Here is a 21,843-nt window from a genome sequence, read left to right as displayed (position 1 = left end):
GCCCGTGGACCTGTCGCTGACCGCCGAGCAGGAGTCCTTCCGCGCCCTGGCGCGGGAGTTCCTCGACCGTGAGGCGGTCCCGCACCGCACCCGCTGGGACCGCGAGGAGTCCGTCGACCTGGAGATCGTGGGCAAGATGGGCGAGCTCGGGTTCTTCGGGCTGACCATCCCCACCGAGTACGGCGGCCTGGGTGGCGACTACCTCACCTACACCCTGGCGATGGAGGAGCTGGGCCGCGCCGACTCGGCGCTGCGCGGCATCGTCTCGGTCTCCAACGGTCTGGTCGGCAAGTCCATCCTCGGGTTCGGGACCGAGGAGCAGAAGCAGCGGTGGCTGCCGGGGATCGCGACCGGCACCCTGCTGGGCTGCTTCGGCCTCACCGAGCCCGACACCGGCTCGGACGCCGGCAACCTGACCTCCCGTGCCCGCCGCGACGGCACCGACTGGGTGATCGAGGGGCAGAAGCTCTTCATCACCAACGGCACCTGGGCCGACGTCGCGCTGGTCTTCGCCCGCACCGGCGGGCCCGGCCCCAAGGGGGTGAGCGCCTTCCTGGTGCCCACCGACTCCCCCGGGTTCGAGGCCCGCGAGATCAAGGGCAAGCTCGGGCTGCGCGGTCAGGCCACCGCCGAGCTCTTCCTCTCCGAGGTCCGGGTCCCGGCCGACGCCCTCCTCGGTGAGGAGGGTCAGGGGTTCAAGATCGCGATGACCACCCTGGACAAGGGCCGGGTCTCGGTGGCCGCGGGCTGCGTCGGCATCGTGGCGGGCTGCCTGCAGATCTCCGTCGACTACGCCCGCCAGCGCACCCAGTTCGGCCGACCGATCGCCGGCTTCCAGCTGGTCCAGGACATGATCGCCGACATCTCGCTGGACGCCGACGCCGCGCGGCTGCTGGTGTGGCGCTGCGCGGATCTGATCGACCGGGGCGAGCCGTTCTCGGTGGCCGCCTCCAAGGCCAAGCTCTTCGCCTCCGAGGCCGCCGTCCGCGCGGCCAACAACGCCATCCAGGTGCACGGCGGCTCCGGCTACGTCGACGAGTACGGCGCGGAGAAGTATCTGCGCGACGCCCGCGTGATGACGCTCTACGAAGGGACCAGCCAGATCCAGAAGCTGCTCATCGGCCGGGCGGAGACCGGCATCAGCGCCTTCGTCTGACCCCAGCCACTGCCCAGCCGCCACCGATCCCAGGAGTGACCATGCCCGAGCTCGACCCCCGTCTCGACCCGCAGATCGGTGCCCTGCTCGGCCTGCTCTCCGCTCCGGGCAGCAAGGGCATGCACGAGGGCACTCCCGCCGAGGCCCGGCGGATGTTCCGGACGCTGACCGTCGACCTGCGCGACCCGGCCGCCGTACCGGAGGTAGCCGCGGTGGAGGAGCTCACGGTGCCCGGGGGCGACGGGGAGCTCCCGGCCCGGCTCTATCGTCCCCGCGCCGGGTCCGACCCGCTGCCGACCGTCCTCTTCTTCCACGGGGGCGGCTGGGTGGTCGGTGACCTGGACACCCACGACCTGACCTGCCGGACGCTGGCGCTGGAGTGCGATGCGGTGGTGGTCTCGGTCGACTATCGGCTGGCCCCCGAGCACCCCTTCCCCGCCGCCGTGGACGACGCGCTCGCGGCCACCCGCTGGGCCGCGGAGCACTTGGCCGAGCTCGGTGGCAACGAGGTGCTGGGGGTGGCCGGGGACAGCGCCGGCGGCAATCTGTCGGCGGTGGTGGCCCAGGTGCTGCGCGACGAGGGCGTGCCGCTGGCCGGGCAGCTGCTGATCTATCCCGGTACCGACCTGCTGGCTGACCTGCCCTCACGCACCGAGAACGCCGAGGGCTACTTCCTGGACATGCCGACGATGACGTGGTTCGCCCTGCACTACCTGGGCGAGCACCGCGATCCCGGCGACCCGCGACTCTCCCCCCTGCGCGGGGAGGTGACCGGCGTGGCGCCGGCGGTCGTCGTGGTGGCCCAGTTCGACCCGCTGCGCGACGAGGGCACGGCGTACGCCGCGGCGCTCGCCGGCGCCGGGGTGCCGGTCCTGGTCGAGGAGTTCGGTGGCCTGATCCACGGGTTCGTGGACATGGGTCGGCACTCCCCCGCGGCGCAGGCCGCGGTCGAGCGGACGTGCGAGCTCTTCCGGTCGGTGCTGCACCCGGAGACGGACGGCGCCTGACGTCCGAGTCAGGTTGTCGATGACCTCTGTGCCCTGATCGACACCCTGGAGCCCCGGCATAGGGTCACCGAGTGACTCGACCCGTGCCGGCACGCTTCGCGGTCAGCGGCACCGTCGCACTGCTCGCCGTCGTCCTCGTCTCCATCAACCTCCGTCCGGGCGCGTCGGCGATCGGTCCGGTCCTCGAAGAGGTCCGGACCAGCCTGGGAATGGGCGGCGGCCTCGCCGGCCTGCTGACCGGTCTGCCCGGCCTGTGCTTCGCGCTCGCGGGCGCCACGGCGGTCCGCTTCGCACGCCGGGTCGGCACCACGGGTGGCATCGCCATCGGCCTGGTGGCTGCTGCCGTCGGGCTGCTCCTGCGCGCCACCACCGACTCGGCGGCGGTCTTCCTGGTGCTCAGCACCCTGGCACTGGCCGGGATGGCTCTCGGCAACGTGCTGGTCCCTGCGTGGATCAAGCGCTACGGCGGCACCCGCCAGGTCCGTCTCGCCACCGTCTACGGCACCGGCCTCGTCGTCGGGGGTTCTCTCGGCTCACTCCTCGCCGCTCCTATGTCCACCGCGCTGGGCGGGGTCGACCTGGCGCTCGGCGCCTGGGGTCTGCTGCTGCTCCCGGCCCTGACACTCTGGGGCTGGCTGGCGTTCCACGAGCGACGCAACCCCGCCGAGCACCTCGACGTCGGGCAGGTCCCCAGCGGCCGGGTGGGCAGCTCGCCGACTGCGGTCGCGATGGCCGCGCTCTTCGGCATCCAGTCGATGCACGCCTATGTCCAGCTGGGCTGGCTGCCGCAGATCTACCGTGACGCCGGGCTGTCGCCGAACTACGCCGGGACCCTCCAGGCACTGCTCGCCGCGACCGGCATCGTCGGCAGCCTCGCGATGCCGACGCTGATCATCCGGGCACGCACCCTCTCGCCGTACGTCGTCTCCTTCGGCGTCCTGCTGGCCGCCGGCTACCTCGGTCTCCTGCGCGCGCCGGCGACCGTGCCGTGGCTGTGGGCGCTGATGCTGGGCGTGGCCGGGTTCGCCTTCCCGCTGGCCATCGCGCTGCTGCCAGCACGGACCCGACACCCCGAAGTCACGGCCCAGCTCTCCGGCTTCGTGCAGCCAGTCGGCTACCTCGCCGCCGCGGCAGGACCGGTCCTGGTCGGCGTGCTCCACGAAGCGACCGGTGGCTGGACCCTGGTCCTCGTGCTCCTCGCGGCCACCGCGGTGCCGTTCACCTGGGCAGGGCTACGGGCCTGCCGGCCGGTCATCGTGGACGACGAGCTCGTCGTCAAGACGTAGGAACCCGAGCACACCTCACCCGTCCAGCACCAGCTCGGCCCGCAGTCCCAGGTGGTCGCTGCGCCCCACGGTCCGCGCCTGGCCGTCGATGAGCCGCGCGCCCGTTCCGCCAGCGTCCAGGAGCACGTGGTCGAGCTGGACCACCGGGCGTGACGCCGGATAGGTGGCGGCGCTGACCCCGGCCGTCCACCCGGTCAGCCGTGCCGAGAGGCGACCGGGGAGGTTGAGGTCACCGAGCAGCACCAGCGGCCGCGGCAGGTCGGCGGCCCACGCCACCAGCTCGCGCAGCTGCGCCGCCGCTCGCAGTGGCGCGAAGGAGAGGTGCGTGGCGACCACGGTGACCGCGCCGCCGGGGGTCACGACCTCCGCGGCCAGCGCCGCCCGCTGCTCGTCGGGCACCGGCACCACGAAGCGGGCCGGCGCCATCCGCAGCTCGTGCCAGTTCCGGACGACGTACCTGCTGAGCAGCGCGATCCCGTACGACGGCTCGTGCGGCAGGGTCGCGGGCGCCGGGCGCATGGTGGCGCTGCGCCCCGGCGTCCCGTGGACCGCGGCGGCGAACCGCGACGACCAGGCGGGCCCGGTGCCGGCGCAGGCCGCCGCGATCTCAGCCGTCTGGTCGGCGCTGCCGGACCTGGGCAGCAGGTGGTCGACCTCCTGGACCGCCAGCACGTCGACGTCGAGCGACGCGGCCGACGCCGCCCAGCCCGCCAGGTCACGGGCGCTGCCGAGGCCGGTCCGTCCCGAGGCCGCGTTGGCGGTGGCCACCCGCAGGTCAGCCAACCCGGACCTGGCCCTGCTCCACGTGCCACCGCTGGTCCAGGCGCACGTTCTCCAGCAGCCGCCGGTCGTGGGAGACCAGCAGCAGGGTGCCGGGGTAGGACTCCAGGGCCTGCTCCAGCTGCTCGATGGCCGGCAGGTCGAGGTGGTTGGTGGGCTCGTCGAGCACCAGCAGGTTGACGCCGCGGGCCTGGAGCAGCGCCATCGCGGCGCGGGTCCGCTCCCCCGGTGAGAGCCGGGCGACCAGGCTCTCGACCTGGTCCGCCTTGAGCCCGAACTTGGCCAGCAGGGTGCGCACCTCTGCCGAGGTCATGCTCGGCACCGCTGCCTCGAAGGCGTCGGAGAGCGGCACGTCCTCGGCCAGGCCGGTGCGGGACTGGTCGATCTCGCTGACCGCGACGCTGGCTCCCAGGGAGGCCCGTCCGGCGGTGGGCGGCTCGTGCCCCAGGAGCAGTCGCAGCAGGGTGGTCTTGCCGGCTCCGTTGGGGCCGGTGATCCCGATCCGGTCCCCGGCGCTGACCTGCAGCGACACCGGTCCGAGGACGAAGTCACCGCGCTGGGCGGTGGCGCCGTCCAGGATGGCGACCACGCTGGAGGAGCGCGGCGCGGCGGCGATCTCGAACTGCAGGGCCCACTCCTTGCGCGGTTCCTCCACCTCGTCCAGGCGGGCGATCCGGCTCTCCATCTGACGCACCTTCTGCGCCTGCTTCTCGCTCGACTCGCTCTGCGCCTTGCGCCGTATCTTGTCGTTGTCGGGCGCCTTCTTCATCGCGTTGCGCACCCCCTGGGAGCTCCACTCCCGTTGGGTCCGCGCCCGCGACTGCAGGTCCGACTTCTTGTCGGCGAACTGCTCGTAGGCCTCGCGCGCGTGCCGTCGAGCCACGGCCCGCTCCTCGAGGAAGGCGTCATAGCCCCCGTCGTACACCGCGACCTGGTGCTGAGCCAGGTCCAGTTCCACGACCCGGGTCACGCAGCGGGACAGGAACTCCCGGTCGTGGGAGACCAGCACCACCCCGGCGCGCAGCCCGCGCACGAAGGACTCCAGCCGAGCCAGGCCGTCGAGATCGAGGTCGTTGGTCGGCTCGTCCAGCAGCACCACGTCGAACCGGCTGAGCAGCAGCGCGGCGAGAGCCACCCGGGCGGCCTGGCCGCCGGAGAGCGAGGTCATCAACGCATCGGTGCCGACGTCCAGGCCGAGGTCGGCCAGCGTCGCCGGGACCCGGTCCGCCAGGTCCGCGGCGCCGCTGGCCAGCCAGTGGTCCAGGGCCGCCGCGTAGGCGTCGTCGGCGCCGGGGGTGTCGGAGCCCAGGAGCTCGGCGGTCGCCTCCATCGCCGTGGTGGCCGCCGTCGCGCCGGTACGTCGGGCGAGGTAGTCGCCGACCGTCTCGCCGGGCACCCGCTCGTGCTCCTGGGGCAGCCAGCCGACGAAGGCGTCCGAGGGCGCGGTGGTCACGGTCCCCGCGAGCGGGGCGAGTTGACCGGCCAGCAGGGCCAGGAGGGTGGACTTGCCCGCGCCGTTGGCGCCGACCACGCCCACCACGTCGCCTGGCGCCACGGTCAGGTCGAGGGACTCGAAGAGGGTGCGGTGTCCATGGCCGCCGGCCAGGTCCTTGGCCACGAGGGTGCCGGTCACCGCAGAAGCGTAGTCGACGCCCGCGGCGCTACAGACCCGCTCAGCGTCCGTGGGCCATCAGCGCCAGACCCAGCAGCATCTTGTCGCGGGGATCGGCCAGCGACCGCCCGGTGAGCTGCTCGATCTGCTTCATCCGGTAGATCACGGTGTTGCGATGGCAGTAGAGCTCCACGGCCGCATGGGTGGGTGAGCCGTCGTGCCGCAGCAGCGCCGCCAGGGTGTCGACCAGGGTCTGGGCCTGCCCGCGTGGCTGGGCGAGCAGCGGCCCCAGGGTCTCTGCCAACAGCCGGGGCGCGACCTGCGGGCTGCCGGCGAGCAGCACCTCCGGCAGCCGGTCGGAGACGGCGACCACCCGGCGTACGCCGCGGCGCACGGTCTCCGCGGCCCGGTGGGCGAGCTGGTAGGCGGTGGCGAAGCCGGCCATCCCGCCGGTGCTGCTGGCCACCCCCATCCGGAACGGGGAGTGCGCGGAGAACAGCTCCACCAGGCCGGCCTCGTCAGGCAGCGGGCCCGACAGCAGGCCGTAGTAGACGCCGGAGCGGACGTGCCAGCGCGCGGTGATGCCCCGGCGGTCCAGCCGGTCCTCGACCGGGGCCAGGGCGTCCCCGACGTCCAATCCGTCCGACAGCGCGACCACGCAGGCGATCGCGTCGTCCGGTCCGATCTCCAGCGCGGTGCGCGCCTCCTCGGCGAAGACCGGGTCGGCGCCGCGTCCCTCGATCAGCCCGTCCAGCACGCCCTGCTCGCGCTGCAGGTCCTGACGCTGCATCCGGGCGCTCTCGCGGCGGTAGGCGTCGATCAGCACCGCGTTCTGCACGTCGAGGTTGGTCCACACCGTGCGGGCCGCGATCAGCAGCACCTGGTCGTCGACCTCGATCGCCGGGTCCGCCGAGACCCTGGCCACCAGGGCCTCCCAGAGGATGCGGGCGCCCAGGGTGTAGGCGTTGAGCACCAGCTCCAGGGGCACTCCCTGCCGCGCCCGGCGCCGCCCGGTGTCGCGCCACAGCTCCACCGCGGTCTCCCCCGTCGGCGCGGGATCGTCCCCCCTGTCCCGCGCCGAGAGGATGCGCAGCCCGCGCCGGATGTGCACGCGGGTGCTGGCGCGCACGTCGGCGCGGAACTCCGGCCCGATGCGCTCCCACAGGTCGGCGTCCCGCTCGAACAGGGTCAGGGTGATGCTGTCGGCGATGGTGTCCGACTGGTCGAGCAGCAGGGCCCAGGCATCGTGGAGGGCCTCGTGCAGGGACTCGCTCAGGGCGGGCGACGGCGCGTCCTTGGCAGTGGTGGCAGTGGACCGCATGTGAGCACGTTCGCACTGACTGCACAACGTTGACCAGTCCGACCGGATGATTCGGGCCCCAGGTCCAAGACTTTCTGGGCGCTGCGCCCAGTGACCGTGATGTGCGTCTCGCCTCATGGTGGTGCAGGTCACAGAGCACATCCAGGCCCAGGAGGTCCGTTGAGCGCCCCGCACCGAGAGTCCCAGTTGGCCCCCGAGACCGCCGTGGACCTCGAGCTCGCAGACGTCACCGTGCGGTTCGGTGGACTTCTCGCCCTGGACGGCGTGGGGCTGCGGGTGCGGCCCCGGACCGTGCACGGCGTCATCGGCCCCAACGGCGCCGGGAAGACGACGCTGTTCAACGTGGCATGCGGCTTCGTGCTGCCCGACGAGGGACGGATCCTCCGCCACGGCTCCGAGCTCACCCACCTGCGTCCGCACCGCCTGGCCGACCTCGGCATCGCCCGCACGCTGCAGGGGCTCGGCCTCTTCGACCGGGTCACGGTGCTCGAGAACGTGATGACCGGGGCCGACCGGCACGCCGGCACCGGCTTCCTGGCCTCGCTGCTGGCCCTGCCCCGCTCCTGGCGCGAGGAGCAGGAGCTCCGCGAGCGGGCGATGGGCACGCTGGAGGCCCTCGGCATCGCCCGGGTGGCCGGTCTCTATCCCGGCAGTCTCCCCTACCCCGTGCGCAAGCGCGTGGCCCTGGCCCGCGCCCTGGTGGCGGAGCCCGAGCTGCTCCTGCTCGACGAGCCGGCGAGCGGTCTCTCCGCGGACGAGATGGACGAGCTGGGCCAGCTCATCACCGGCCTCACCGCCCGCATGTCGGTGCTGCTGGTGGAGCACCACATGGACCTGGTGATGCGGGTCTGCGACGAGATCACGGTGCTCGACTTCGGTCGGGTCATCGCCGGCGGCACACCCGACGAGGTGCGCAACGACCCCGCGGTCCTCACTGCCTACCTCGGTGAGGACGTCTAGTGCTCAGCATCGAGTCCCTCACCGTCGGCTACGGCCCGGTCACCGCGCTGCACGAGGTCTCCTTCACGGCGCGCCGTGGCGAGATCACCGCGGTGCTGGGCGCCAACGGGGCAGGCAAGACCACGCTGCTGCGCACTGTCTCGGGGCTGCACCGGGCCCGGAGCGGCTCGGTCCTGCTCGCCGACCTGCCGATCGACCGGGTCGCTGCCGAGGCGATGCCGGGCCTGGGCATGGCCCACGTCCCCGAGGGTCGTGGCGTCATCACCGAGCTCACCGTCGAGGAGAACCTGCGTCTCGGCGGCCTGGGTCGCGGCGGCCGGGTCCGACCGGGCGACCTCGACCTCGCCTACGACCTCTTCGGGGTCCTCGCCGACCGCCGCGCCGCCACCGCCGGCACCCTGTCCGGCGGAGAGCGGCAGATGCTGGTCATCGGCCGGGCACTGATGGCCCGGCCCGAGCTGCTCCTGCTCGACGAGCCGTCGCTGGGCCTGGCCCCACGGATCGTCGCCCAGATCTTCGCGCTGCTGCGCGGCCTGGTGGCCGACCAGGGACTGACCGTCCTGCTGGTGGAGCAGAACGCGCGTAGCGCGCTCTCCGTGGCCGACCACGGCGTCGTCCTCGACCTCGGACGGGTGGTCGCCGACGAGCACGCGCACGTGCTCGCGGCCGACGACCAGCTCCGCCATGCCTACCTCGGCTTCTAGAGACCGGAGAAACTGCGTGCAACAGCTCATCAACACCGCGCTCGGCGGCCTGACCCTGGGGATGGTCTACGCCGCCTTCGCGCTCGCCCTGGTCCTGATCTGGCGCTCCACCCGGGTGGTCAACTTCGCCCAGGCGCCGATGGCCATGGTCACCACGTTCATCGCCCTGGTGGTGATCGACGCGGGCTACTCCTACTGGCTCGGGTTCGCCGCCGCCCTGGTCGCCGGCCTGGTGCTGGGCGCCTTCATCGAGCGGGTCGTGGTGCGTCCGGTGGAGGGCAAGGCGGAGATCAACGCGGTCATCCTGACCCTGGGGCTCTTCATCGTGCTGCACGCGCTGGCCGCGGTGGTCTTCGGCAACGAGTACCGCTCCTTCCCCGCCCCCTTCGGCATCCGGGGCTTCGAGGTCGGGGACCGGACCATCGCGCTGACCGGCTTCGGCGTCTTCACCATCGGCGCGGTGCTGGTGGTGATGGCCCTGCTGGTGGCGCTGTTCCGCTACACCGACGTCGGCCTACGGATGCGCGCCGCAGCCTTCAACGCCGAGGTCGCCCGGCTGCTCGGCGTACGGGTGGGACGGATGATGACGCTGGGATGGGCGCTGGCCTCGCTGGTCGGCTCGCTCGCGGGGCTGCTGATCGCGGGCGGCAGCCTGGTGCACCCCGGCTACATGGACTCGGTGGTGGTCTTCGGGTTCGTCGCCGCGGTGCTCGGCGGTCTCGACAGCCCGGTGGGCGCCGTGGTCGGCGGCCTGGTCCTGGGACTCTCGCTCAGCTTCGTCAGCGGCTACGTCGGGTCCCAGCTCGTGGCCCTGGCCGCGCTGCTGATCCTGATGCTGGTCCTCACGCTGCGCCCGGGCGGGCTCTTCTCCTCCGCCCACGCGCGGAGGGTCTGATGACGTCCGCGTCGCGGCTGGTGCCGCGGAGTCCGCTGGCCCGTCACCTGCTCACCGCCGTGCTGGCGATGGTCGTGGTGGCGCTGGTGCTCAGCATGCTGAGCGACTTCCGCCGCTACCAGATGGCCGAGATGGCCTACCTGGGGATCGCGGTCGGCGGGCTGACGGTGCTGACCGGCCTCAACGGCCAGCTCTCCCTGGGGCACGGCGCCCTGATGGCCTTCGGGGCCTACACCACCGCCCTGCTGCTGCCCGACCGGGACGCCTCCACCCCGCTGCTGGTGGTGCTGCTCGCCTCGGTGCTGGTGACCCTGGTCGTGGGGGCCGCCGTCGGGGCCGCGGCCGCTCGGCTGCACGGTCCCTACCTGGCGGGCGCCACGCTGGCGCTGGCCGTCGCCGTCCCCGGGATCGCGCTCTACTTCAAGGAGACCCTGGGCGGGGAGCAGGGCCTGCGGATCGTGGTGCCGCCGATCCCGGAGTGGGTGCTGGACGCGGCCTACTTCGTCACCGGACAGGAGCTGACCAACGCCGGGTGGGTCGCCTTCCTGGCCTGGACCACCCTGGTGCTCATCTACCTCCTCCTGGCCAACCTGTCGCGCAGCCGGGTGGGCCGGCGCTGGCGGGCGGTGCGCGACGACGAGGTCGCCGCCCAGCTGGCCGGCATCGACCTGGCTCGGGCCCGGATCTCGGCATTCATGGTGAGCGCCGCCGCCGCCGGTGCCGCCGGCGCCCTGCTCGCCCTCACCGTCCGGCTGGCGGCGCCCAGCTCCTTCACCCTCACGCTCAGCCTCACCCTGCTGGCGGCGGCGGTGCTGGGCGGACTCGGCAGCCTCACCGGGGCCCTGCTCGGGGCGGCCCTGCTGACCTTCCTGCCCCAGGTCGTCACCCAGTGGGGCAAGGCCGCCGGCCTCGACGACATCGCCGCCGCCGAGCTCTCGCCGCTGGTGTACGGCGTCGTGATGGTGCTGGTGGTCCTGCTGGCCCCCAGCGGTCTGTACGGCGTCCTGCACGGCTTCGTCGTACGCCGCAGGATGCGGCGCCTGGCCGCCGCACCCGCGCCCGCGCCCCGGGCCACCCTGCGCCCCACCACCGACCTCGCAGCACCCGGCGACACCGCCACCATCACAGAGGGAGCACAGCAATGAGTCAACGGAACAAGAGACCGGCCCGGCTGGTCGGCCTGACGGGGCTGGTCGCCTCGGCGCTCGTCCTGAGCGCCTGCGGCGCCGGCGGGCGCGACGACGGCGACGGGGATGGGGACGGCGGCGACGCCGGCGGCGGAGCCTCGGACGTCGGGGTCACCGAGGACAGCGTGACCGTGGGCGGGCACTTCCCGCTCACCGGGGTCGCCGCCCCGGGCTACAACGAGATCCCCACCGGCGCGCAGGCCTACTTCGACTACGTCAACGCCCAGGGCGGGATCCACGGCCGGCAGATCGAGTACGTGGTCAAGGACGACGGCTACAACCCGACCAACACCAGCAAGGTGACCAACGAGCTGGTCCTGCAGGACGAGATCTTCGCCATGGTCGGCGGCCTGGGCACCCCCACCCACAGTGCGGTCATCGACTTCCTCAACGCCGAGGGCGTCCCCGACCTGTTCGTCTCCTCCGGCTCCCTCGCCTGGGGCGACGACCCGGCGACCAACCCGATGACGTTCGGCTGGCAGCCCGACTACGAGAGCGAGGGCAAGATCATCGGCCAGTACGTCGCGGAGAACATGCCCGACGCGAAGGTCGGCCTCTTCCTGCAGGACGACGACCTGGGCGAGGACGCCGAGAAGGGCGTGCGCCAGTTCCTGGACAAGCAGATCGTCGCGGTGGAGCGCTACACCTCGGGCAACACCGACGTGGGACCGCAGATCGCGGGCCTGCAGGGCGCGAAGGCCGACCTGGTGCTCTCCTTCAACACCCCCTCCTACACCGCGCTCGCGCAGCTGGTCGCCATGAAGCTCGGCTACGACCCGAAGTGGTACGTCGCCAGCATCGGCGCCGACCCCGCGCTGGTCAGCTCCCTGCTGGCCAGCTTCTCCGAGGGCGCGGTCGACGGTGCCGGCGCCCTGGACGGCGTGATGACCTCGGAGTACATCCCCGGCGTGGACCAGCCGGAGGACCCGTGGGTCAAGCTGTGGCAGGAGGTTTGGGACGCCCACGGCAAGAAGGGCGAGCTGACCAACTACCGCATCTACGGCATGTCCCACGCCTACGCGTTCGTCCAGGCCCTGCAGGCCGCCGGGGAGGACCTGACCCGCGAGGGCCTGGTCGAGGTCCTGGAGGAGAACGGCCCGGACATGGTCGGCCCCCAGCTGGCGCCGTTCCGCTTCTCGGCCGACAACCACATGGGCATCTCGGGCATGCGCCTGGTGGAGCTCAAGGGCACCTCGAGCACACCGCTGACGCCGGTGCTCACCACCGACCTGGGTGACGCCGAGATCGTCGAGGACACCTCGGGCCAGGCCGAGGACGCGCCCCCGGCCAGCGGTATCCCGGAGTGATCACCAGTTAGCCCCGCAGTGGGCCCGAGCCGGCGCCGGTTCGGGTCCACTGCTGCGTCCGGCGTCCCTAGATCTGCTCGGCCACCCGACGTGCCGCGACCTGCAGCACCTCCCAGGCGGTGCTGAAGGGCGGTGAGTAGGACAGGTCCATCCAGGCCAGGTCGTCCACCGTGCCCTCGTGCCAGAGCACCGCGGCCGCGGTGTCGATGCGCTTGCCGGACCCGTGCCCTCCGACGATCTGGACCCCGAGCAGGCGCCGGCTCCCCCGGTCCGCGGTCACCAGGATGTCCATCGGCTCGGCCTCCACCATGTAGCCGCTGGCGGTCGACCCCTGGGTCAGCAGGCTCACCGGGTCGAACCCCGCCCCGCGTGCGTCGTCGATCGACAGACCGGTGCGGGCGATCTCGACGTACTGACCACCGCCCTCGAACCGGGTGATCGAGGTCTCCAGGACGCCGTCGAAGGTCAGGGACCCGCCGCCGAGGTTGTCGCCCAGCGCTCGTCCGGCCTTGTTGGCGTGGGTGCCCAGGGGCAGGAACGCCCAGTCCCCGGCCAGCCGGCGCCGCACCTCGCAGCAGTCCCCGGCCGCCCAGACACCGTCCGCCACCCGTCCGGTGGGCTCGGCGCGCAGTCCCCCGGAGGGACCCATCGGCAGGCCGCTGTCGGCCAGGAAGCCGGTCGCGGGCTCCACGCCGACGGCCAGCACGACGAGGTCGCAGTCGCGTCCGCCGCCCTCCCACTCCACGCCGCACACCACGCCGTCGCACACCCGCAGTCCGGTGATCTCCGCGTCGAGGATCACCTCGACCCCCGCCTCGGTCATCGCCAGGGCGACCCGCTCGGACATCTCCGGCTCCAGCAGGCTCATCACCCGGGACCTGGTCAGCACGGTCACGCCGAGGCCGCGCTTGAGCGCGATCTCGGCCATCTCCACCCCGATGTAGTTGCCACCGATGATGACGAGATGGGCCCCTTCCCCGGCCCGGGCGAACCGGCCCAGCCAGGCCTCCCCGTCCTCCAGGGTCTTGACCGGCCCCACCCGGTCGTACGCCGTCCCGTCCTCGGCCTGCGCCCACGGCGGGATCGCCGCCGGGGCTCCGGTGGCCACGACCAGCTCGTCGTACGCCACCGTCTGCCCGTCGGCCAGCTTGACCTGCCTGCCGGCCAGGTCGACCACCGTGACCTCGGACTCCAGACGCAGGTCGATCCCGGCCTCGCGGTGCTCGGCCGGGGTGCGCCCGACCAGGGCGTCTCCCGAGGGCACGTCGCCCGCCATCCAGTAGGGGATGCCGCACGCGGAGTACGAGGTGTAGCGGCCCTTGTCGAGGACGGTGACCTGCAGGTCTCGCCCGTTCCTCTCGGCCGTGCGCAGCGCCTGGTGCGCCGCGGACATGCCCGCGGCGTCGGCGCCGATGATCACGATTCGTTCAGTCATGGGAGAAGACCTCGTAGCTGGGGAAGTTGCGACTCATACCCGCCCCGGTCCCTCGTCATGCGCGCGCCGTCAGTCCTCGGTCTGCTCGGCCCACAGGTTGATGCCGGAGTCGACGGCGTACCGGTCGATCTCGGCGAGCTCGTCCTCGGTCAGCGGCGGCCCGTCGAGGGCATCGAGGTTGGTGTCCAGCTGCGCCACGCTCGAGGCCCCGATCACCGCGCTGGTGACCCTGCGGTCGCGCAGCACCCACTGGAGTGCCAGCTGGGCCAGCTTCTGCCCCCGGCCCTCAGCGATGGCGTTCAGCGACCGCACCCGGGACAGCACGTCGTCCTCCAGGCCGGCCAGCGTCGAGTCGTCGCGCGCGGCGCGGGAGTCCGGCGGGACCCCGTCGAGGTAGCGGTCGGTGAGCAGCCCCTGGGCGAGCGCGGTGAACACGATGCAGCCCATCCCCTGGGCCTCCAGCTCGTCGAGCAGGTCCTCCTCGATCCACCGGTTGAGCATCGAGTACGACGGCTGGTGGATGAGCAGCGGCGTGCCGAGCTCACGGGCGATGCTCGCTGCCTCGCGCGTCTTCGTCGCGGAGTAGGAGGAGATGCCGACGTACAGCGCGCGGCCCGAGCGCACTGCGGTGTCCAGGGCCATCATCGTCTCCTCGACCGGGGTGTCGGGGTCGAAGCGGTGGCTGTAGAAGATGTCGACGTAGTCCAGCCCGAGCCTGCCCAGAGACGCGTCCAGGCTGGCCAGCATGTACTTGCGGGACCCGCCGCCCTGACCGTAGGGACCGGGCCACATGTCCCAGCCGGCCTTGGTGGAGATCACCAGCTCGTCGCGGTGGCCGGCGAAGTCGTCGGTGAGGTAGCGCCCCAGGTTCTCCTCCGCCCGGCCGTACGGCGGGCCGTAGTTGTTGGCCAGGTCGAAGTGGGTGACGCCCCGGTCGAAGGCCCGACGCAGGATGGCCCGCTGGGTCTCCTCGGGGCGGTCGGTCCCGAAGTTCTGCCACAGCCCCAGCGACAGGGCCGGGAGCACCAGTCCGCTGTGGCCGCTGGGCCGGTAGTCCATGACGCCGTCGGCGTACCTGTCAGCTGCTGCAACGTAGGCCATGCACCCATCTTGGCCGACCCCTGGTTGTCGCCAGGCAGGGCGGGTCAGCCGGGGCGGATCAGGCAGGTGCTCCGGGCGCGCGGCTCTCCAGCACCCGGAAGCCCTTGTGGCTGGCCAGCCTCGTCGTGGGGTAGCCCTGCTCGGTGAGCCAGCGCTGCAACGAGTCGGCACCGAGGTGCTTGCCCACCACCATCACCGCGCGGCCGCCAGGGGCCAGCCGGGGCAGCCACGTCAGGAGCAGCTCGTGCAGGGCCTGCTTGCCGATCCGGATCGGGGGGTTGGACCAGATCTCGTCGAAGACCTGGGTGGTCGGCACCTGGTCGGGCCGGCAGGCGACGAACTTGCCGGCGAGGCCCAGCGAGGCGGCGTTCTCGTTGGCCAGCAGGATGGCCCGCTCGTTGACCTCGACGCCGATCACCGACGACAGCGGCACCGCACGGGCGATGGCCAGGCCGATCACCCCGTAGCCGCAGCCGAGGTCCAGGAAGCGCCCCTGGACCGGGGGCTCGGTCTCGGCGAAGAGCACGTTGGTGGCGTGGTCCACGTGTCCCCGGCTGAAGACGCCCGAGCCGCTGACCAGCCGCAGCTCGTGCCCCCACACCTCGCAGGTGATCTCCTCGCGCTTGAACGGCGCGTGCGGATCGGCGGTGAAGTAGTGCTCCTGCTCCTCGCTCACGGCAGCTCCCTCATGGTCCGGCTCAGCTGGGCCTGTCGGGCGAGCTCGTGGTCGGCGGGATAGCCGACCTCCTCCAGGGTCAGCCCGTGGGCGTGCGCCACGGTGAGGGCGGGGTTGCGCACCCGCGAGGTCATCACCTCCAGCGCCCAGCCGGGCGGGCGGCGCCCGTCGCCCACGGCCAGCAGGCAGCCGACCAGGGAGCGCACCATGTTGTGGCAGAAGGCGTCCGCCACCACCTTCGCGACGGCGCGACCGGCCGCGTCCCGTTCCCAGCTGAGCTCGAGCAGCGTGCGCACCGTGGTGGCGCCCTCGCGGCGGCGGCAGAACGCGGCGAAGTCCTGGAGGCCGATCAGCGGCTTGGCCGCGGCGTTCATCTCCTCGATGTCGAGCGGGCGCTGCCAGGCCAGCACGTGGTGGCGGTGCAGCGGGTCGACCAGGGCGGCGTCGTCGGCGACCCGGTAGGCGTAGCGGCGCCAGATGGCGGAGAAGCGGGCGTCGAAGCCGTCCGGGGCCTCGCTGAGCCGACGTACCCGCAGGTCGGGCGCCACGATGCCGTTGACCCGACGCAGCAGCGCCTCCAGCGCGGTCTCCCGGGACCGGCCGGCCGAGGCGGCGAGCACCTCGGGAGCCACGTCGCAGTGGGCCACCTGCCCACGCGCGTGCACCCCGGCGTCGGTGCGCCCGGCGACCACCACGCGCACCCGCGGCACCCGCAGCGCGGTGGCCAGGGCGCCCTCCAGCATCTCCTGCACGGTGCGCAGCCCGGGCTGGGTCGCCCACCCGGAGAAGTCGGTGCCGTCGTAGGCAAGGTCTATCCGGATACGCACGCGTCGATTGTCCCAGACCCTCGGTGGAACGAGCGCCCCCCACCTGTTCAACTAGATGGTTGACAAAGCCCGGTCGAGCGATCCACGCTGTAATCAACAGATGTGTTGAGAAAGGTGGTCCGCATGGCCGCAGACCCGCTCTCGAGGGCCTTCTCGGCCCTGGCGGACCCCACCCGTCGCGACCTGGTCGCGCGGCTGACCACCGGCGACGCGACCGTCAACGAGCTCGCGGCGCCGTACGACGTGAGCCTGCAGGCCGTCTCCAGGCACCTGAGGGTGCTCGAGGAGGCCGGCCTGGTCAGTCGCAGCCGGGAGGCCCAGCGCCGCCCGGTGCACCTGGAGGCGGAGGTGCTCGACCTGATGACCAAGTGGATCGAACGCTACCGCCGGCAGGCGGAGGAGCGCTTCCAGCGCCTGGACTCGGTGCTGGAGCAGATGCAGGAGCAGGAGCAGGAGCAGGACAGAGGAACACAAGTCGACGCAGACGTCCGAGAGGGGACAGCACCATGACCACGAGCACCAGCAGCAGCAGCGAGCGATACCTGGGAGCGGCCATCGAGGCCGACCCGACGGTCCCGATGATCCACATCCGGCGGGACTTCCGCGCCACGCCGGCGCAGCTCATGCGCGCCCACACCGACCCCGAGCTCTTCGCCCGGTGGATCGGCCCGGACTCCGTCGCCATGCGCATCGACCACTGGGACTGCCGCACCCTGGGCTCCTACCGCTACGTCGGCGAGCGCGACGGCGAGGAGTTCGCCTTCCGCGGCACCTTCCCCGAGATCAGCGAGCACCGGCTGGTGCAGACCTTCACCTGGGAGGGCATGCCCGAGGCGATCGCGCTGGAGACCATGACCTTCACCGACCTCGGTGACGGCTGGACCCGGCTGCACGCCCAGTCGCTGTGCGACTCCTTCGAGGGCCGGGACGGGATGCTCTCCTCCGGGATGGACGTCGGGGTGCACGAGGGCTACGCCAAGCTCGACCGGCTGCTGGCCGCCGGCGAGGTCGCGGCGTCGTGACGCTGCCTGCGCAGCCCGCCGCCCGGCACCGCGCGGTCGCCGCCGCCTTCACCGACCTGGTCCGGGGCGTCGACGACTGGGACACCCCCAGCCCCGTGCCGGGCTGGGCCGCGCGCGACGTGGTGGATCACCTCGTGACGTGGTTCCCGGCGTTCCTCGCCGCCGGGTCCGGGCACAGCTGGCCCCCGGGGCCCTCGGTGAGCGAGGACCCGCTGGCCGCCTGGACCGCCCAGGTCCGGGGCGTGCAGTCGCTGCTGGACGACCCCGAGGCGGCGGCCTCCGCCTTCTCCCACCCACAGCTGCCCGAGCAGGAGCTGGCCGGCGCCGTCTCGTCGTTCTACACCGCCGACGTCTTCATGCACTCCTGGGACCTGGCTCGGGCGAGCGGGCAGCCGGTGAGGCTGGACGCGGACGCGTGCCAGCAGCTGCTGAGCTCGATGCGCGCGATGGAGACGGCGATCCGGCAGTCCGGGCAGTTCGGCACGGCCCAGTCGGTCGCCGACGACTCCTCCGCACAGGACCGGCTGGTCGCGTTCATCGGCCGCGACCCGGGCTGGGCGCCCTCGCCCTGTGCACAGGGCTCGCGGGGTGGCGAGCCTGTGGAGGGCGGGGACCCTTGAGTCGGTGGGCGCTGACACCCTGGGTCTCCCGATCCCCCGCCACCGCCCGGAGCACCGATGTCGCAGACCCACATGCTCGCCAAGATCCGCAAGCTGCTGGCCAAGGCCGAGGACCCCGCCGCCAGCCCGGAGGAGTCCGAGACCTACACGGCCAAGGCCGCCCAGCTCATCGCCGACTACGGGATCGACGCCGCCCTGCTCTCCGCGGACCACCCGGGGAGCGACCGGGTGGCGGACCGGGTGGTGGCCCTGGACGCTCCCTACGCCCGGGACAAGGCGCAGCTGCTCTGCGACATCGCCAACCGGCTGCGCTGCCAGGCCGTGCTGCGGACCCGACCGGTGACCGAGGGGCCGACCGAGCACTCGGTGCACCTCTTCGGGCACGAGTCCGACCTGACCCGCACCGACCTGCTCTTCACCAGCCTGCTCATGCAGTCCACGCACCGGCTGGCCCACACCCCGGTGCCCCCGTGGGAGCACAAGGCGGCCTTCCGCCGGTCGTGGCAGGCCGGGTTCCGGATGTCGGTCTCGCGGCGCCTGGCCGAGGCGGAGTCGCGGGCCCAGACCCAGGCCACCGGACGCACCAGCCACGACGGACGCTCGACGGGGCTGGTCCTGGCTGACAGGTCCTCGGAGGTCGCGCAGGCGCTGCGCGACGCCTACCCCACCGCCGGGCGGGCCCGAGCGCGCTCGCTGTCCGGCTCAGGGATGCGTGAGGGGTACCTGGCCGGGGAGGTGGCGGACCTGGGCGGCACCAGGCTGCGCGGCGGCCGGACGCCTATCGCTCCAGCGGAGGCAGCTCCGCCAGGTACGGCGGGTCCGCCCCGGGGCGCGACACGGTGACCGCCGCGGCGAGCCCCGCCCACCGCATCAGCTCGAGCAGCCGGTCGTCGGCAAGCTCGAACCGCGCTCCGCACGGGCCCGGGCGCCGTCCCTCCAGTGCGCCGGAGCGGATCAGGGTCGCCGCCAGGGCGGCACCGAAGGTGTCACCCGCGCCGATGGTGTCCGACACCTCCACCGGCGACCCCGGGGCGTCGACGACCCGGTCCCGGTCCACCCACATCGCCCCGCGTCCCCCGAGGGTCACCACCACCGCCGCGGCGCCCTGCCCGCCCTTCGCCGCCGGTGACAGCAGCCGGCGGGCCGCCGTCACCGGGTCCAGCCCGGGCATCAGGACCCCGAGGTCCTCGTCCGAGGCCTTCACCACGTCGGACTGGGCGACCATCGCCCGTACCGCCCGGAGCAGCGGGTCGCCGGCTCCGGTGATGCCCGGGCGGGCGTTCACGTCGTAGACCACCGGCACCGCCGCCCCGACTCGGGCCACGAGCTCACGCACCTGCGTGGCTCCCGGCTCCAGCACGGGTGCGAACGAGCTGACCAGCATGACGTCGGCCGTCGGGCCGGCGGGCACCTCGGCCAGCCGCCAGACCACGTCGAAGTCGTACGCCGCGGACCCGTCCTCCCCGATCGTCGCCTCGGCGCTCGCGGTCCGGTCCAGGGAGAACGGATCGTTCGCCCAGCCGACACCCTCCCGCGCCAGGTGGTCGTGGAGCAGCCGGCCCCTGCCATCAGGACCGAGCGCGGTGACCATGCTGACCTGAAGCCCCAACCGCGCCAGCGCCACCGCTGCATTGGCAGCGCTGCCCCCGGGCAGCTCGCGCGGCTCCTCACCGGGACGGCGTACCACGTCGACCAGGGACTCCCCCACCACCAGCACCTGTTCCATGGACGCGATGCTCGCCGCTGGCGCCGCGAGAGTCCAGCGCCATACTCGTCTCCATGACCGAAACTCCGCTGGCCCACGTGGACCGCGACGATCCCGAGCCGCCTTTCGAGCAGGTGCGTCGCCAGATCGCGGGCAAGGTCGCGTCCGGTGAGCTGGCACCGGGCACCCGCCTGCCGACCGTGCGCGCCCTGGCCGACCAGCTCGGCCTCGCCGTCAACACTGCCGCCCGGGTCTACAAGGAGCTCGAGGCGGACGGGGTGGTCGAGACCCGCGGCCGGCACGGCACGGTGGTGCGCGGCAGCGCGGCAGCCGCCGGCGCAGGCGCCGTACAGGCGGCGGACGAGTTCGTCGCTCAGTGCCGGCGCCTGGGGATCCAGGTCTCGGACGCCGTGCGACTCGTCACGGACCGCTGGCCCCGCTGACCATCCGGCGGTACCTGGGCGGAAGTCGGAGCAGCACGAGAGCCCGTCACCTAACAGGTGACGGGCTCTCGTGGAACGAGGTGGCGGAGTGTTACTCCTTGACCTCGGCGTCCTCGGTGGACTGTGCCTCGGCGGTGTCGGCGTCGCCGTTCTCGGTCGAGACCACCTCGGTCTCACCGTCGACGCCCTCGGCCTCGACCTCGGCCGGAGCGGCCTCGTTGGTCTCGGTCTCCTCCGCGGGGGTCTCCTCGGCCTCGACCGGAGCCGCAGCGGCCTCGGTCTTCTTGGTCGAGGGAGCCTTCGGGGAGTACGCCTCGGTCACCAGCTCGATCACGGCCATCGGCGCGTTGTCGCCCTTGCGGGGACCGATCTTGGTGATCCGGGTGTAGCCACCCGGACGCTCGGCGAACGACGGGCCGATCTCGGTGAAGAGCTGGTGGACGACCGACTTGTCGCGGATGGTCTTGAGGACCTCACGACGGTTGTGCAGGTCGCCACGCTTCGCCTTGGTGATCAGCTTCTCGGCGTGCGGGCGCAGGACGCGCGCCTTGGCCTCGGTGGTGGTGATCCGGCCGTGCTCGAACAGGGCCGTGGCCAGGTTCGCCAGGATGAGGCGCTGGTGGGCGGGGCTACCGCCGAGGCGCTTACCCTTCTTGGGCGTAGGCATAGCTGTTTCTCATTTCTCTCCGGCCGTACCAGGTACCGGAGCAGATGGGGTTGCGGGGATCAGTACTGCTCGTCCTCGACGAACGCGTCGTCGTCGTCGTCGCTGTAGGCGGCGAGCGCGGCGTGCGGGTCGAAGCCGGGGGCGCTGTCCTTGAGGGACAGACCCATCTCGACGAGCTTGGCCTTGACCTCGTCGATGGACTTGGCACCGAAGTTGCGGATGTCGAGCAGGTCCTGCTCCGAGCGCGAGATGAGCTCACCCACGGTGTGGATGCCCTCGCGCTTGAGGCAGTTGTAGGAACGGACCGTCAGCTGCAGGTCCTCGACCGGGAGGGCGAGGTCCGCGGCCAGCTGCTCGTCGACCGGCGACGGGCCGATGTCGATGCCCTCGGCCTCGACGTTGAGCTCACGCGCCAGGCCGAAGAGCTCGACCAGGGTCTTGCCGGCCGAGGCGATCGCGTCGCGGGGACGGATCGACGGCTTGGTCTCGACGTCGATGACGAGCTTGTCGAAGTCGGTGCGCTGCTCGACACGGGTGGCCTCGACCTTGTAGGTCACCTTCAGCACCGGGCTGTAGATGGAGTCGACCGGCATCCGGCCGATCTCGTTGTCGGCACCCTTGTTCTGCACCGCGGAGACGTAGCCGCGGCCACGCTCGACGACGAGCTCCATCTCCAGCTTGCCCTTGTCGGACAGCGTGGCGATGCGGAGCTCGGGGTTGTGCACCTCGACACCAGCGGGCGGCGCGATGTCGGCGGCGGTGACGTCACCGGCACCGGACTTGCGCAGGTACATCGTGACGGGCTCGTCGTGCTCCGAGGAGACGACCAGACCCTTGAGGTTGAGGATGATCTCGGTGACGTCCTCGGTGACGCCCTCGATCGTGGAGAACTCGTGGAGGACGGTGTCGACCTTGATGCTGGTCACGGCCGCCCCCGGGATGGAGGAGAGCAGGGTACGACGCAGCGAGTTGCCGAGCGTGTAGCCGAAGCCGGGCTCGAGCGGCTCGATCACGAACCTCGAGCGGAACTCGTCAACGGACTCTTCCGACAGGGTCGGGCGCTGAGCGATAAGCACTTAATTTTCCTTTCCGGACCCACCCACCATTTGACGGGCCCGAACTGCGGTGTCGA

General features: G+C 72.3%; 23 protein-coding genes. 13 read left to right on the top strand and 10 right to left on the bottom strand.

Going from position 1 to position 21,843, the window contains the following annotated elements:
- The first annotated feature begins 4 nt into the window (after nucleotides 1–4).
- The 3 genes from C5H89_RS04945 to C5H89_RS04935 all read left to right on the top strand — a co-directional run bounded on the left by C5H89_RS04945 (nucleotide 5) and on the right by C5H89_RS04935 (nucleotide 3,449).
- Nucleotides 5–1,156, top strand: coding sequence for an acyl-CoA dehydrogenase family protein (locus C5H89_RS04945; protein ID WP_104105945.1), 1,152 nt, complete (start codon nucleotides 5–7; stop codon nucleotides 1,154–1,156).
- A 41-nt stretch (nucleotides 1,157–1,197) separates the two neighbouring features.
- Nucleotides 1,198–2,163 (top strand): alpha/beta hydrolase, encoded by a 966-nt coding sequence (locus C5H89_RS04940; RefSeq protein WP_104105944.1) that lies wholly within the window; start codon nucleotides 1,198–1,200, stop codon nucleotides 2,161–2,163.
- Between the two features lie 71 nt (nucleotides 2,164–2,234).
- A complete protein-coding gene (locus tag C5H89_RS04935) occupies nucleotides 2,235–3,449 on the top strand; it encodes an MFS transporter (RefSeq protein ID WP_104105943.1) in 1,215 nt (404 codons plus the stop codon).
- Nucleotides 3,450–3,464: 15 nt separating this feature from the next.
- Here the strand turns inward: C5H89_RS04935 and C5H89_RS04930 are convergent, their stop codons facing one another.
- From C5H89_RS04930 to C5H89_RS04920, 3 genes are read right to left on the bottom strand one after another with little or no spacing between them, the layout of a single operon-like run.
- The gene (locus C5H89_RS04930; RefSeq protein ID WP_205304862.1) at nucleotides 3,465–4,232 is read right to left on the bottom strand and encodes an endonuclease/exonuclease/phosphatase family protein; all 768 of its coding nucleotides are present in this window, start codon (nucleotides 4,230–4,232) and stop codon (nucleotides 3,465–3,467) included.
- Entirely contained in the window at nucleotides 4,225–5,862 is a 1,638-nt protein-coding gene (locus tag C5H89_RS04925; protein ID WP_104105942.1) for an ABC-F family ATP-binding cassette domain-containing protein, read from the bottom strand. Before C5H89_RS04925 ends, C5H89_RS04930 begins: the two co-directional genes overlap by 8 nt.
- A 40-nt stretch (nucleotides 5,863–5,902) precedes the next feature.
- Nucleotides 5,903–7,162, bottom strand: coding sequence for a PucR family transcriptional regulator (locus C5H89_RS04920; protein WP_162799212.1), 1,260 nt, complete (start codon nucleotides 7,160–7,162; stop codon nucleotides 5,903–5,905).
- 159 nt (nucleotides 7,163–7,321) lie between these two features.
- On the opposite strand from C5H89_RS04920, the gene C5H89_RS04915 reads away from it, so the two are divergent.
- From C5H89_RS04915 to C5H89_RS04895, 5 genes are read left to right on the top strand one after another with little or no spacing between them, the layout of a single operon-like run.
- Nucleotides 7,322–8,122, top strand: a complete 801-nt coding sequence (locus C5H89_RS04915) for an ABC transporter ATP-binding protein (RefSeq protein WP_240181711.1) — start codon at nucleotides 7,322–7,324, stop codon at nucleotides 8,120–8,122.
- A complete protein-coding gene (locus tag C5H89_RS04910) occupies nucleotides 8,122–8,826 on the top strand; it encodes an ABC transporter ATP-binding protein (RefSeq protein WP_104105940.1) in 705 nt (234 codons plus the stop codon). The genes C5H89_RS04915 and C5H89_RS04910 overlap by 1 nt, the downstream gene beginning before the upstream one ends.
- 16 nt (nucleotides 8,827–8,842) lie before the next feature.
- Nucleotides 8,843–9,721 (top strand): branched-chain amino acid ABC transporter permease, encoded by an 879-nt coding sequence (locus tag C5H89_RS04905; RefSeq protein ID WP_104105939.1) that lies wholly within the window; start codon nucleotides 8,843–8,845, stop codon nucleotides 9,719–9,721.
- Complete coding sequence (locus tag C5H89_RS04900) at nucleotides 9,721–10,866, top strand: branched-chain amino acid ABC transporter permease (RefSeq protein ID WP_104105938.1); 1,146 nt, start codon at nucleotides 9,721–9,723, stop codon at nucleotides 10,864–10,866. Before C5H89_RS04905 ends, C5H89_RS04900 begins: the two co-directional genes overlap by 1 nt.
- On the top strand, nucleotides 10,863–12,215 hold the full coding sequence (locus tag C5H89_RS04895) for an ABC transporter substrate-binding protein (protein ID WP_104105937.1): 1,353 nt from the start codon (nucleotides 10,863–10,865) through the stop codon (nucleotides 12,213–12,215). Before C5H89_RS04900 ends, C5H89_RS04895 begins: the two co-directional genes overlap by 4 nt.
- Nucleotides 12,216–12,282: 67 nt before the next feature.
- Here the strand turns inward: C5H89_RS04895 and C5H89_RS04890 are convergent, their stop codons facing one another.
- The 4 genes from C5H89_RS04890 to truA all read right to left on the bottom strand — a co-directional run bounded on the left by C5H89_RS04890 (nucleotide 12,283) and on the right by truA (nucleotide 16,254).
- Nucleotides 12,283–13,650, bottom strand: coding sequence for an FAD-dependent oxidoreductase (locus tag C5H89_RS04890; protein ID WP_104105936.1), 1,368 nt, complete (start codon nucleotides 13,648–13,650; stop codon nucleotides 12,283–12,285).
- Nucleotides 13,651–13,719: 69 nt separating this feature from the next.
- The gene (mgrA, locus tag C5H89_RS04885; protein WP_104105935.1) at nucleotides 13,720–14,751 is read right to left on the bottom strand and encodes an L-glyceraldehyde 3-phosphate reductase; all 1,032 of its coding nucleotides are present in this window, start codon (nucleotides 14,749–14,751) and stop codon (nucleotides 13,720–13,722) included.
- 58 nt (nucleotides 14,752–14,809) lie between these two features.
- A complete protein-coding gene (locus C5H89_RS04880; protein ID WP_104105934.1) occupies nucleotides 14,810–15,427 on the bottom strand; it encodes a methyltransferase in 618 nt (205 codons plus the stop codon).
- Complete coding sequence (gene truA, locus C5H89_RS04875) at nucleotides 15,424–16,254, bottom strand: tRNA pseudouridine(38-40) synthase TruA (protein ID WP_104105933.1); 831 nt, start codon at nucleotides 16,252–16,254, stop codon at nucleotides 15,424–15,426. The genes C5H89_RS04880 and truA overlap by 4 nt, the downstream gene beginning before the upstream one ends.
- Before the next feature lie 123 nt (nucleotides 16,255–16,377).
- Here truA and C5H89_RS04870 point away from each other — a divergent pair, with 123 nt between their 5' ends.
- Genes C5H89_RS04870 through C5H89_RS04855 form a run of 4 tightly spaced genes read left to right on the top strand, consistent with a single transcriptional unit; the run spans nucleotide 16,378 to nucleotide 18,739 of the window.
- Nucleotides 16,378–16,764, top strand: a complete 387-nt coding sequence (locus tag C5H89_RS04870; RefSeq protein ID WP_104105932.1) for a metalloregulator ArsR/SmtB family transcription factor — start codon at nucleotides 16,378–16,380, stop codon at nucleotides 16,762–16,764.
- A complete protein-coding gene (locus C5H89_RS04865) occupies nucleotides 16,761–17,276 on the top strand; it encodes an SRPBCC domain-containing protein (protein ID WP_104105931.1) in 516 nt (171 codons plus the stop codon). The genes C5H89_RS04870 and C5H89_RS04865 overlap by 4 nt, the downstream gene beginning before the upstream one ends.
- Entirely contained in the window at nucleotides 17,273–17,896 is a 624-nt protein-coding gene (locus C5H89_RS04860) for a TIGR03086 family metal-binding protein (RefSeq protein ID WP_104105930.1), read from the top strand. Before C5H89_RS04865 ends, C5H89_RS04860 begins: the two co-directional genes overlap by 4 nt.
- 57 nt (nucleotides 17,897–17,953) lie before the next feature.
- Nucleotides 17,954–18,739, top strand: coding sequence for a DUF2786 domain-containing protein (locus tag C5H89_RS04855; RefSeq protein ID WP_104105929.1), 786 nt, complete (start codon nucleotides 17,954–17,956; stop codon nucleotides 18,737–18,739).
- Here the strand turns inward: C5H89_RS04855 and C5H89_RS04850 are convergent.
- Nucleotides 18,675–19,622 carry a PfkB family carbohydrate kinase gene (locus C5H89_RS04850; RefSeq protein ID WP_240181710.1) on the bottom strand — a complete coding sequence of 316 codons (948 nt, stop codon included), beginning with the start codon at nucleotides 19,620–19,622 and terminating at the stop codon, nucleotides 18,675–18,677. The two genes, C5H89_RS04855 and C5H89_RS04850, sit on opposite strands and share 65 nt — an antisense overlap.
- 53 nt (nucleotides 19,623–19,675) lie before the next feature.
- Between C5H89_RS04850 and C5H89_RS04845 the strand changes: the two genes are divergently transcribed.
- Nucleotides 19,676–20,044: a GntR family transcriptional regulator gene (locus tag C5H89_RS04845; protein WP_104105928.1), complete on the top strand. Its 369-nt coding sequence runs from the start codon at nucleotides 19,676–19,678 to the stop codon at nucleotides 20,042–20,044.
- A 91-nt stretch (nucleotides 20,045–20,135) separates the two neighbouring features.
- Here the strand turns inward: C5H89_RS04845 and rplQ are convergent, their stop codons facing one another.
- Nucleotides 20,136–20,711, bottom strand: coding sequence for a 50S ribosomal protein L17 (rplQ, locus tag C5H89_RS04840; RefSeq protein WP_101525219.1), 576 nt, complete (start codon nucleotides 20,709–20,711; stop codon nucleotides 20,136–20,138).
- Between the two features lie 59 nt (nucleotides 20,712–20,770).
- Nucleotides 20,771–21,787 (bottom strand): DNA-directed RNA polymerase subunit alpha, encoded by a 1,017-nt coding sequence (locus tag C5H89_RS04835; protein ID WP_101525220.1) that lies wholly within the window; start codon nucleotides 21,785–21,787, stop codon nucleotides 20,771–20,773.
- Between the last annotated feature and the right edge of the window lie 56 nt (nucleotides 21,788–21,843).

The organism is Nocardioides sp. 616 (assembly GCF_002930065.1).
In the GTDB taxonomy this organism is placed as follows: domain Bacteria; phylum Actinomycetota; class Actinomycetes; order Propionibacteriales; family Nocardioidaceae; genus Nocardioides; species Nocardioides houyundeii.
The sequence above is the reverse complement of the archived record's forward strand: the minus strand, read 5'-3'. Positions and strand labels throughout refer to the sequence as shown.